This window comes from Ornithinimicrobium sp. CNJ-824 (genome assembly GCF_001942405.1).
GTDB classification, from domain to species: domain Bacteria; phylum Actinomycetota; class Actinomycetes; order Actinomycetales; family Dermatophilaceae; genus Ornithinicoccus; species Ornithinicoccus kibberensis.
The window spans coordinates 138,744-149,901 of sequence record NZ_MKKA01000059.1 but is presented as its reverse complement, the minus strand read 5'-3'; the positions used below and the strand labels follow the sequence as shown (position 1 = coordinate 149,901).

Genomic DNA, 11,158 nt, shown 5'->3' with positions numbered 1-11,158 from the left:
CGCCGCGCCGGGATGCCCCAGTCACCGGTCGAGCATGAGGATCAGGATCGGGACAAAGTACCCTGCCGCCAGCAGGGCCACGACCACCAGCAGCAGGCGGGCTGCCCAGGACCGGCCGGCCGGTCGGTCACGCTTGCGCCTCACCACGTCCCCGCCGACGTCCGGGGATCGGAAAGGGCCACTTGCGGCGTCGCGATCTTGGTCATCTCCTCTCTTCCCTAGCGCACTGTCCGTGACGGCGAAGTATCCACGCTCGGGCGCGCCCAGCACCGGCTGGCCACCGCAGCAGGGTCGTCTCACGCCTGTTCATCGACCGCCTGCTGTCGGAGGGACAGACCGTTCGGCGACCCTCATCTCGGCCGCCTCGCTCGGACCAGCCACCCGGTCCCGCCGACGACGGACAGCCATCCTCACCATGCCCAGGACCACGACGCCCGCGGCGGCGGGCACCACCCAGGGACCCGTGCGGACGGCGAGGGTCTGCTCGGTGCGCAGCGGCAGCTGCCCGAGCAGGGTGGCTTGCGTGTATGGGTCGCTGCGTGCGTGGACGACACCGTCGGGGGTGATGAGCCCGGAGACACCGACGTTGCTGACGTGCGCGACGGACCGGCCGTACTCGACGGCCCGCACCCGCGAGACCGCCAGGTGCTGCACGGACTGGTCGCTCTCTCCGAACCAGGCGTTGCTGGTGGGCACCACGAGCAGCTGCGCGCCACCGGTGACGAGGTCGCGCACGGCGCGGTCGACGACGACCTCGAAGCAGATGGCCAGGCCAAGGTTCACGGTCCGGCCCGTGGCGAGCGGGACCGGCATCAGGCCGGGGCGGTCGCCGGCGTTGAGGTCGACGATCCGGTCCACCCACGGGCTGAGATACCTCAACAGCGGTCGCAGCGGCATGACCTCGCCAAAAGGTGCCAGGTAGACCTTGCTGTACGTCTGGTCGAGCCCGTGCCCGGGCAGGTAGCTGAACACCATGTTGAAGGCAGGACCGGCCCCGCCCTGCCGGGACAGGCCCCCGAGCAGCATTGGTGCCCCGACGGCCTCGACCGCCCCCATGATCCGGTCGGTGGCTGCCTGCCCGGCACGCGGGTCGAGCGGGTCCAGGTCGGTTGCGCCCTCGGGCCACACCACCAGGTCCGGAGGCGTGCCACCGGCGGCGACCTCGTCCGCCAGCGCGTGGGTGGCGTCGGCGTACCGGTCCAGCATCACCCCCGGCTCGGCCGTCAGCGTCCGGGAGAAGCCGTCGGGCAGGTCACCCTGGACCGCCGCCACGGTCACGGCCTCGCCCGCCGTCGGACGAGGCACCAGCACCGGACCGGCCACCAGGACGGCGGCACCAGCCAGGGCCACGGCGGCCCGCCGCGGCTGGGCCCCACCCGGCGCCATCAAGCGCTGCACGGCCACGGCGAGGAGCCCACCGGCGAGGGCCACCAAGAACCCCAGCCCGGGGACCGCGAGCAGGCTGACCGCGCCCAGCATCGGCGAGTCGGCCTGGCTGAAACCGAGCCGAGCCCAGGGAAAGCCGCCGAACGGGGTGACCGAGCGCGCCCACTCCATCAGCACCCACGCGGCCGCACCGATCACCGGGCGAACCCTGCCGCCGCGCTGCAGCAACGCCAGCACGGCACCGAGAGCCGCCGGGTAGAGGGCCGAGGCCACGCTCATGCCAAGCCACGCCGGGATACCGGCGTAGGTGCCGGCCCAGGTGAACATCGGCGTGAACCAGGCCAGCCCGAGCAGCACACCCGACAGCGCACCGGCCCACCACGTGGCGCCGGCAGTGGCCAGTGCCAACGCAGCACAACCGACGACCGCCAGCCACCACACGTCGTGCCCCGGGAACGCCAGCCACAGGCAGACCCCACCCAGCAGCCCGAGCAGCTGACGGGCACCGAGCACCCGCGGGACGGTGCGCAGACCCGTCCGGACCGGACGGGCCAGCCTATGCATGCGCGGCGTGCTCCCGTGCGGCGTGGCCCGGTGGCTCGAGCTGGAAGGTCGAGTGCTCGATACTGACCTCGAAGTGGGCGGCGACGCAGTCCTGGAGCTGGGCGAGCATCTCGGCGGCGTGACCGTCGGTGAAGCACTCCTCGTCCAGGACGACGTGCGCGGACAGCACGGGCAGGCCGGTGGCGATGGTGGAGGCGTGCAGGTCGTGGATGTCTTGGACGTGCGGCAGGGCGAGGACGTGGGCGCGGACGTCGTCCAGGTCGAGTCCCTTGGGGGTGGACTCCAGCAGGATGTGCCCAGCCTCGCGCAGGATGATGATCGCGCGTGGGATGATGAGGGCGGCGATGAGCATGCCGGCGATGGAATCGATGCGGACCCACCCGGTGGTGGCGATGACGATGGCGCTGACGATGACGGCGACAGACCCGAGGGCGTCGTTGACGACCTCGAGGAACGCCGCGCGCATGTTCAGGTTGGCGGTCCGCCCGGTGCTGAGGACCAGCATGGAGGCGATGTTGGCGGCCAGGCCGACGATGCCGAAGACCAGCAGGCCGGTGGAGCTGACCTCGTGCGGTTCGTAGAGCCGCCGCACGCCCTCGACGAAGGCGTAGATCCCGACACCCAGGAGCACGGTGGCCTGCGCGCCGGCGGCGAGGACCTCGGCGCGGCGGAATCCCCAGGTCCGCTCGGCGGTCGGTGGGCGCAGCGCCAGTGACGCGGCGACCAGCGCCATGAGCAGCCCGGCGGCGTCGGTGAGCATGTGTCCGGCGTCGACCAGCAGGGCCAGGGAGCCTGTCCACAGCGCCCCGATGACCTCGGCGACGAGGATGGTGGTGGTGATGGCGAACGCTATGGCGAGGCGGCTCCGGTGAGTGGTTGCGGCGCCGTGGTCGTGACCCGCGCTCATACGTGAGCTCCTTCTGGCCGGGCGCGTTCAAGGGCGGTGCTCGGGGTGGGTAGGTGCCTGGAGCGTCCGGCACGGACGCCGTTGGCGATGACGACGACTTCGGCCAGCTCGTGGATGAGCACGACGGCCGCCAGGCCCAGGACCCCCAGCAGGGCCAGCGGGATGAGGACCGCGATGAGGGCCAGGGAGAGCACGACGTTCTGCACCATGATGGCCCGGGTGCGGCGGGCGTGGTCGAACGCGAACGGCAGCAGCCGCAGGTCATCGCCCATGAGGGCGACGTCGGCGGTCTCGATGGCGACATCGGTGCCCATGGCGCCCATCGCGACGCCGACGTCGGCGGTGGCCAGCGCGGGTGCGTCGTTGACGCCGTCGCCGACCATCGCGGTGGGTCCGTGGGCGCGCAGCCGGGTGACCACCGTGGACTTGTCCTCGGGACGCAGGTCTGAATACACCTGATCGATGCCTGCCTGTGCGGCCAGGGCCTGGGCGGTGACCTGGTTGTCGCCGGTGAGCATGGCCACGGTGTAGCCCTGCTCCCGGAAACGGGCGATGACCTCGGCGGCCTCGGGCCGCAGCTCGTCCCGGACCGCGATGGCGCCGACCGGGTCGCCGTCGACCTCGACCACGACCGCGGTCGCGCCGGCCTGCTGCATACCGGCCACCGCCGAGGAGAGGGCGCCAGGCTCGACCCAGGTGGGCTTGCCGAGGCGGACCCGCGCGCCGTCGACGGTGCCGACCAGCCCGGCGCCGACGACCGCATCCACGTCCTCGGCGGCGGGCACCTCGTGGCTGGCGGCCAGGATGGCCGCGGCGAGCGGGTGCTCGCTGCGGGCCTCCAGCGCGGCCGCCCACGCCAGCACCTGGCCCCGGTCGTGACCCGGCGCGGCGGCGACGTCGATCACGGTCGGCTGGTTGCGGGTCAGCGTGCCGGTCTTGTCCAGGGCGACGGTGCGCACCTTGCCCAGGGCCTCCATCGCGGCACCACCCTTGACCAGGATCCCACGGCGGCTGGCCGCCCCGATCGAGGCGACCGCGGTGACCGGCACCGAGATCGCCAGGGCGCACGGTGAGGCCGCCACGACCATGACCAGGGCCCGGTGCACCCAGACCGACGGGTCACCCAGCAGGGCACCGAGCAGGACCGTCAAGACGGCGGCGACGAGGATGCCGGGCACCAGCGGCCCGGCGATCCGGTCGGCCAGCCGCTGGGTGGCGCCGCGTCGGGACTGCTCGGCCTCCACCACGTGCACGATCCGGGCCAGGGAGTTGTCCTGCGCGGTGGAGGTGACCTCCACCTCCAGGGCACCGGTGCCGTTGATCGACCCGGCGAAGACGTCCTGGCCGGGCCCGGTCTCCACCGGCATGGACTCGCCGGTGATCGCCGAGGTGTCCAGGCTGCTGCGGCCGGTCCGCACCCTCCCGTCGGTCGCCAGCCGCTCCCCGGGCCGGACCACCATGACGTCCCCGACCACCAGCTGCCCAGGGTCGACCACGAGCTCGCGGCCGGCGCGCAGTACGGTCGCCTCCTTGGGCACCAGGTCGAGCAGCGCCCGCAGGCCGTGCCGGGTCCGGGCCAGGGAGTACTCCTCCAGGCCCTCGCTGAGGGAGAACAGGAACGCCAGCGCGGCGGCCTCCTCCACCTGCCCGAGCAGGGTGGCGCCGACGGCGCCGATCGTCATCAGCAGGCCGACGCCGAGCTTGCCGCGCGCCAGCCGCCGCAGCGCACCCGGGACGAAGGTGGACCCGCCCACCAGCAGCGCTGCCGCGGCCAGTACCAGCTCGGCGGTCTCCCACCCCGCGAGCCCGGCGAGGAGCCCACCACCCAGCAGGGCACCGGAGAGCAGACCCAGCTGCACCTCGCGCACCTGCCAGAGCCGGGTGACCGGTTCTTCGACCTCACCGCCACCGGTGGGAGGCGGCGGGGTGATCTCGCACCCGCACGCGTCCACGAGGATCTCCCGCTCCGGGGTCTCCTGGCCGCTCACGCGCCCGCCTCCTGTCCGGCGTGGGTGCGCAGCTGGTCCGGGGCGGGGTTGCCCTCGGTCCCGACTCCGTAGTTCGGGCACAGGGCCACCGCGTACCCAGAGGAGGCGAGCAGCCGCTCCGCGGCGTCGAGCACGCCGAGCAGCTCCGGTGCACTGGTCAGCGAGAGCATCGAGGCCCGACCCTGCGGCCGGGACGCGACCAGGCCGCAGTCGCGCAGGCACGCCAGGTGCGCGCTCACCGTCGACTGCGCCAGCCCCAGGTGCTCGGTGAGGTCCCGGACGCGGTGCTCGCCCAGGGTCAGGTGCTGCAGGATCGCCAACCGGGACGGGTCCGACAAACCGTGGAACAGCGCCGCGGCGACGTCCAGACCGTCTGTCGACGAGTCCGCAGACTCGCTCGTGCTCCGTGGTGCCATCGTCATACGACGATGATAGCGCATGGCGGGGGCGTCTTCGCACCCTGGGCACACTCCTACACCAGGGTGACCCAGTAGTCCCAGAACCGGACGGCGATCAGACCGGCGACCACGAGAGCCCAGGCGACGACGAGGCTGCTGGCGTATGTCCCGACCCAGCGGGGCAGCGCACCGGTGCGGGACCAGCGGGCCAGCACCGCGACAAGGGCAGTGACCGTGACGACCCAGACGACCATGCAGTACGGGCACAACGCCCCGATGCGGTAGAGGCTCTGGAAGATGAGCCAGTGCACGAACACCGTGCCCAGGCCCGTGCCCACGGTCAGTCCGCCCCAGTACCAGGACGGCAGCCGGGCGCCACTGAGCACCGTGACGGCGACCGTGACCAGGGCGGCGAAGCCGGCCACGCCCAGGATCGGGTTGGGGAACCCGAGCAGCTCGGCCTGCGGGGTGCTCATGACCGACCCGCAGCTCAGCAGCGGGCTGATGCTGCAGCTGGGCACGTACGCGGGGTCTGCGACCAGCCGGATCTTCTCGACCAGCAGCACGAATGCCGCCGACAGGCCGATCCACCCGCAGACCAGCAGGACCCAGCCGGTCGTCGGCGAGGCTCGCTTCTCCGACTGGGGGGACGCGTCCGACACCGGCCGCGACTCAGTCGTTGACGGCTGCATCGATCTGGGCAAGGAAGTCCTCGGCCGAGGTCACCTGCACCGGCTCTCCGTCCAGGAAGAACGTCGGCGTGCCCTGCACCCCCAGCGCCAAACCGTCCTGCCGGTCCCGCTCAACGCGCTGCTGCGTGGCCGGGTCGCGACCGCGGCGTCATAGGCGTCCATGTCCAACCCCAGCTCCTGCGCGAACTCCCGGAACAGCGGCGCCTTCGACTCCTGCTGCTCGCCCCACTCGGTCTGGGTCTGGTACATCCGCGTGTACATGTCCTCGAACCTGCCCTGCTGGGCCGCGGCCTCCACCGCCACCGCCGCCGTCATCGAGTTCGCGTGCCCGTCGATCGGGAAGTAGCGCACCACGAACGTCAGCTCTCCGGCGTACTGCTCCCGCACCTGCTCCACCAGCGGATAGGCCGCCAGGCACGCCTCGCACTCGAAGTCCAAAAACTCCACCAGCACCGGCGCCCCCTCCCCCGCGTCGTCCAGCACGTGGCTGTCCTCGCGCGCCACCGGCACGGACGAACTCGCCCCTGCCGCGTCAGTGACCCCCGGGGCCGACGCCGGGCGGGTCAGCTGCACGGCGATGGCCACCACCGCGGCGAAGACGCCGATCAGCAGGAGGGACAGGATCACGTTACGCCGCAAGAGGGCACTCCTTCATCAGGCACGGACAATCGTCAAGTCAAGCCGCGGAGACGCTCCGGTCCCGCCCCGGATGGTAAAGCCCGACCCTGAGAACCCTCCGCCGGGGAAACAGGACGCCTCATACCGACCCCCGCGGTCGGGGACGGTCACAGGCCGAAGGCGCCCCCTTCCGAGGAGTCTCGCCACGCGCGAGGCCGAAGAGGACGAGTGAACAGAACGTGTTTCCAGCGTCGAAGTACCACCACGGCCGGCCTGCGGGGGGTGACGGGTACCTCGTCGCCACCTTCATCCCCCATGACGCTCGGCGGCGTCATGATGGCCAAGCCGGGCCGGTACGTCGAGGACACGCGTCACACTGCACCCCCGAGATCGACGTCGTAGCCGAGAGCGGCGCCGCGCCAGCTCAACCCCTCGGGCAGGTCCGATGCGACGCCCCCACCTACCCGTGGTCAGCCAGGGTGGCTCGGAGGCCTTCGTCATCGGTCTGTACTCCATCCACTTGATCACGCTGCCATTCTGGCCCGGTATCCGCCTGCCCCCTTGAGGATTCCGACACGTTGGTGAGACGGCCCGCGTCTCACCAACGTGTCACTGCGCAGGTCAAACGGCTGCTTGTCCGACAGGTGCAGCGAACCTACATCTCTTCTCTCTGCTCAAGGTGTGGGGTGTCTCATCTAACGTGTCGGTTTCTCAGGCAGAGGGAACGCGTCGGTGCGCACCCTGGAGAGGTGACTCAAGTCCTATCGTGAGGCCGGACCAGCGGGACTGGTGGCTGCCAGGCTTCTCCGAGACCGTCCTGGCTCCGTTGATCCTCGTGGGACGTGGCGTGCCTGGCAGTGCTGCGGGGACTTCGTCTCTTCGTCGATTCGTCGGCTGACTTCGTCGACACCGGCGACAGCCGCACGCCCAGGACGCACCCGGGTGACCAGGTCCTGGACGACGGTCAGCTCCACCGGCACCCACCGCAGGGTGACCAGCTACATCGCGAACACGTCCAGCGGGGTGGTGTCGAGCACCACGTACTCACCCGGCCGGTCGCCCGCAACTGCCCGTACGGCCACCGGGACGGTTCGCCACCGAGCGGCGAGCCTTGCCCGGCCCGAACGCATGCCGTCCTTTCGACAACTCGCTCAGGCGCCGGTAGGCGGTCGCTCGCGACGGCATCGGGACGACCCCAAGCCCGTGCTCCTCGTCCACCCGCTGACGGACTCGGTCGATCACGACGTTCATCGTCGGCAATGGCCAACGTGCTCTACCAGTGCGTCACACCGCAACCCACCGGCGCCGAGGACGGCTGGTGGCCCTTCCACGGCGTCCCGGCCCCACACCAAAGCCTTCGCGCCGCTGGAGTGGGAGCACGCACCCGGGGGGGACCAGCCGTTCTCCAAGGACGCCTCGGAGTACACCAAGAAGCTCGCACTGCGCGAGAACCGGCACGTCGACCCGCTGACCGTGGTCCAGGGCCCGCTGGGCGCCTGGTCGAAGCAGGCAGTCACCATCCCGGCGGGACAAGTCTCTCGCGCTCAAGTTGGCCACCACCCGCAGCCACGGCACCGGCACTCCACCGCAAAGTCAGCCCCTCTCGACGGGCGAGGACGGACAACCGACGTCGCCGGCGGAGCAGGTGGCTTCCCTGCCGGGCGTGGTCGATCTACTCGCCGAACGCTCCAGACAGCAACCGCTGGAGGTGGTCGACGACGTGCGCGACGTCTTCGCCCGCTACTACGAGCATCCGGACGCCGACGGGCTGGAGGTGTTCGACGAATGAAGACCAACCCTTGGCGGCCTGGCTGGGCGAGCACGACACCGCCGGCTACCGGCTGTCCCGCAAGGCCGGGTGGGACAGCTTCGTCAACGCGGCCCCGCGCCCGAGGTTCGAGGTCCTCACCCGGGACCTGGGTCTGAGCTACTCACCCGCGAGGTATGGTTTAACGACGTCTCGTAGTACGCACGGTCCCGTGGGAGGGTTTTGATGGACGCACTCGACCTGGCGCGGTGGCAGTTCGGCATCACCACCGTCTACCACTTCTTCTTCGTCCCGATCACCATCGGGCTGAGCCTGCTGGTCGCGATCATGCAGACCCAGTGGATGCGCACACGCAACCCGCAGTGGCTGCGGCTGACCAAGTTCTTCGGCAAGCTGTTCACCATCAACTTCGCCCTCGGCCTGGTCACCGGCATCGTGCAGGAGTTCCAGTTCGGGATGAACTGGTCCGACTACTCCCGCTTCGTCGGCGACATCTTCGGGGCGCCGCTGGCGATCGAGGCACTGCTGGCCTTCTTCCTGGAATCGACCTTCCTGGGCCTGTGGATCTTCGGCTGGGGCCGGATCCCGGAGAAGTTGCACACCGCCTGCATGTGGCTGATCCACCTGGGCACCGTGCTGTCGGCCTACTTCATCCTGGCCGCCAACTCCTTCATGCAGAACCCGGTCGGCTATTGGATCAACCCCGAGACCGGCCGCGCGGAGCTGACCGACTTCCTGGCGGTGCTGACCAACAAGGTCCAGCTGGTCGCCTTCCCGCACGTGCTCACCGCGGCCTACATGACCGGTGGCGCCTTCGTGCTCGCGTTCGCCGTGTGGCACCTGTGGCGCACCCGCACCCCTCAGAGCGACAAGCCGATGTACCGCAAGGCCGCCAAGCTCGGTGCCTGGACCCTGGTCATCGCCGGCGTCGGCGTGATCGTCTCCGGCGACGTGCAGGGCAAGGTGATGAGCGAGGTGCAGCCGATGAAGATGGCCGCGGCCGAGGCGTCTACGAGGACTACCCCGAGGGTGAGGGCGCGCCGTTCTCGATCATCACCGTCGGCTCTCTCGATGGCACCGAGGAGGTCTGGGCGCTGACCGTGCCCAAGCTGCTGTCCTACCTGTCCACCGGTGATCTGGAGGGAGCGGTCGAGGGTGTTAACGGCATCCAGGAGCGCTACGTGCAGACCTACGCCGGCAACGACCTGACCGAGGTCGAGGACTACCGGCCGCTGATGCCGGTCACCTACTGGTCGTTCCGGCTGATGATGGGCCTGGGCTTCCTCGGCATGGGCATCGGGATGGCGGTCCTGTGGCGCCTGCGCGGCAAGGGCGACGCCGACGGCGAGACCCGGATGGAGGGCAGCCGGTGGTGGGGCTGGGCCGCGGCCACGGTGCTCTTCATGCCGTTGTTCGCCAACAGCTTCGGCTGGATCTTCACCGAGATGGGCCGCCAGCCCTGGGTCGTGATGGGCCTGATGACCACCCAGACGGCGGTCTCCCCCAGCGTGGGGGCGGGCACGGTCGCCCTGTCGATGGTCGTCTACACGGCGCTCTACGGTGTGCTGGCGGTGCTCATGGTCGGGCTGAGCCTGCGCTACGGCCGCGCCGGGGCCGAGGTGGTGCCCGAGGACGCCTCCTACGACCCGAAGGGCCGCACCGACGACGACGCGTTCGTCTTCACCTACTGACCCCGACACGGCATACCCGGACACCATCGAAAGATAGAAGTGACCATGGAACTGACCACGATCTGGTTCATCCTCATCGCCGTACTGTGGATCGGCTACTTCGTGCTGGAGGGCTTCGACTTCGGCGTCGGCGCGCTGCTGCCGGTCCTCGGTCGGGAGAACCCGGACGACCCGGACCAGGAGTCCGGCGAGACCCGCAGGCGGCAGATGCTGTCCTCGATCGGTCCGTTCTGGGACGGCAACGAGGTCTGGCTGATCACGGCCGGCGGCGCGACCTTCGCGGCGTTCCCGCACTGGTACGCCACCCTCTTCTCCGGCTTCTACATCCCGCTGTTGCTCGTCCTGGTGGCCCTCATCGTGCGCGGGGTCGCGCTGGAGTACCGCGGCAAGGTCGACTCGGCCCGCTGGCGTCGACGGATGGACGCCATGATCATCTTCGGCTCGGTCGTCCCGGCGCTGCTGTGGGGCGTGGCGTTCACCAACATCGTCCGTGGCGTGCCGATCGACGCCTCGATGGAGTACGTCGGCGGCTTCTGGGGCCTGCTCAACCCGGTCGCGCTGCTGGGCGGCCTGGTCACCCTCACTCTCTTCGTCACGCACGGGGCGCTGTTCATCGGTCTCAAGACCGACGGGCAGCTGCGGTATGACGCCCGCGTCCTGGGCATCAGGGTGGGCGTGATCTCGGCCGTGCTCGCGGTGGTCTGGCTGGCCGTCATCCACCTGGAGAGGGGGGCCGTCGTCTCCTGGGCGCTGGCCGCGGTCGCCGTCGTCGCCCTGCTGCTGGCGCTGGGCAGCGCCCGCCAGGGTCGCGAGGGCTGGGCCTTCTCCGGCACCTTCGTGACGATCCTGCTCGCCGTCGGCTCGCTGTTCGTCGCGCTCTACCCCGACGTCATGCCGTCCACGCTGAACCCGGAATGGTCGCTCACGGTGGAGAACGCCGCCTCCAGCCAGAAGACGCTGGGCATCATGACCGTGGTCGCGCTGATCTTCACCCCGATCGTGCTGCTCTACCAGTCGTGGACCTACTGGGCCTTCCGCAGGCGGGTCAAGGGCCACCACATCCCGACCTCCGTGCACCACGCGGCCGTGACCGGCGAGACCACCGGCCTCGACGACCGGGCCGAGCCCGCCGGCAGCACCCCCTGA

At 70.5% G+C, this 11,158-nt stretch carries 9 protein-coding genes and 1 pseudogene; 3 read left to right on the top strand and 7 right to left on the bottom strand.

What is annotated here, in order from left to right; translation table 11 throughout:
• Positions 1 to 21: 21 nt before the first annotated feature.
• The 7 genes from BJF81_RS20465 to BJF81_RS14460 form a co-directional block, all read right to left on the bottom strand.
• The gene (locus BJF81_RS20465) at positions 22 to 144 is read right to left on the bottom strand and encodes a hypothetical protein (protein WP_269087347.1); all 123 of its coding nucleotides are present in this window, start codon (positions 142 to 144) and stop codon (positions 22 to 24) included.
• Positions 145 to 306: 162 nt separating this feature from the next.
• Entirely contained in the window at positions 307 to 1,950 is a 1,644-nt protein-coding gene (gene lnt, locus BJF81_RS14485) for an apolipoprotein N-acyltransferase (protein WP_083664264.1), read from the bottom strand.
• Positions 1,943 to 2,857 (bottom strand): cation diffusion facilitator family transporter, encoded by a 915-nt coding sequence (locus BJF81_RS14480; RefSeq protein ID WP_075811999.1) that lies wholly within the window; start codon positions 2,855 to 2,857, stop codon positions 1,943 to 1,945. Before BJF81_RS14480 ends, lnt begins: the two co-directional genes overlap by 8 nt.
• Positions 2,854 to 4,845 carry a heavy metal translocating P-type ATPase gene (locus BJF81_RS14475; RefSeq protein ID WP_075958924.1) on the bottom strand — a complete coding sequence of 664 codons (1,992 nt, stop codon included), beginning with the start codon at positions 4,843 to 4,845 and terminating at the stop codon, positions 2,854 to 2,856. The genes BJF81_RS14480 and BJF81_RS14475 overlap by 4 nt, the downstream gene beginning before the upstream one ends.
• Positions 4,842 to 5,267, bottom strand: a complete 426-nt coding sequence (locus tag BJF81_RS14470; RefSeq protein ID WP_075958923.1) for an ArsR/SmtB family transcription factor — start codon at positions 5,265 to 5,267, stop codon at positions 4,842 to 4,844. The genes BJF81_RS14475 and BJF81_RS14470 overlap by 4 nt, the downstream gene beginning before the upstream one ends.
• 50 nt (positions 5,268 to 5,317) lie before the next feature.
• The gene (locus BJF81_RS14465) at positions 5,318 to 5,935 is read right to left on the bottom strand and encodes a vitamin K epoxide reductase family protein (RefSeq protein ID WP_075811993.1); all 618 of its coding nucleotides are present in this window, start codon (positions 5,933 to 5,935) and stop codon (positions 5,318 to 5,320) included.
• Between the two features lie 30 nt (positions 5,936 to 5,965).
• Positions 5,966 to 6,574 (bottom strand): DsbA family protein, encoded by a 609-nt coding sequence (locus BJF81_RS14460; protein WP_446740564.1) that lies wholly within the window; start codon positions 6,572 to 6,574, stop codon positions 5,966 to 5,968.
• A 1,528-nt stretch (positions 6,575 to 8,102) separates the two neighbouring features.
• Here BJF81_RS14460 and BJF81_RS17725 point away from each other — a divergent pair.
• From BJF81_RS17725 to cydB, 3 genes and pseudogenes are all read left to right on the top strand, one after another.
• On the top strand, positions 8,103 to 8,342 hold the full coding sequence (locus BJF81_RS17725) for a hypothetical protein (protein ID WP_143780878.1): 240 nt from the start codon (positions 8,103 to 8,105) through the stop codon (positions 8,340 to 8,342).
• 204 nt (positions 8,343 to 8,546) lie between these two features.
• Positions 8,547 to 10,012: pseudogene (locus tag BJF81_RS21660) on the top strand (cytochrome ubiquinol oxidase subunit I).
• Positions 10,013 to 10,057: 45 nt separating this feature from the next.
• Positions 10,058 to 11,158 carry a cytochrome d ubiquinol oxidase subunit II gene (gene cydB / locus BJF81_RS14445; RefSeq protein ID WP_075811989.1) on the top strand — a complete coding sequence of 367 codons (1,101 nt, stop codon included), beginning with the start codon at positions 10,058 to 10,060 and terminating at the stop codon, positions 11,156 to 11,158.

What these genes read in the sequence shown, in the direction of transcription:
- lnt (WP_083664264.1), bottom strand. Translation starts at nt 1,950, where the DNA reads ATGCATAGGCTGGCCCGTCCGGTCCGGACGGGTCTGCGCACCGTCCCG.
- cydB (WP_075811989.1), top strand. Translation starts at nt 10,058, where the DNA reads ATGGAACTGACCACGATCTGGTTCATCCTCATCGCCGTACTGTGGATC.
- BJF81_RS14480 (WP_075811999.1), bottom strand. Translation starts at nt 2,857, where the DNA reads ATGAGCGCGGGTCACGACCACGGCGCCGCAACCACTCACCGGAGCCGC.
- BJF81_RS14465 (WP_075811993.1), bottom strand. Translation starts at nt 5,935, where the DNA reads ATGCAGCCGTCAACGACTGAGTCGCGGCCGGTGTCGGACGCGTCCCCC.
- BJF81_RS14470 (WP_075958923.1), bottom strand. Translation starts at nt 5,267, where the DNA reads ATGACGATGGCACCACGGAGCACGAGCGAGTCTGCGGACTCGTCGACA.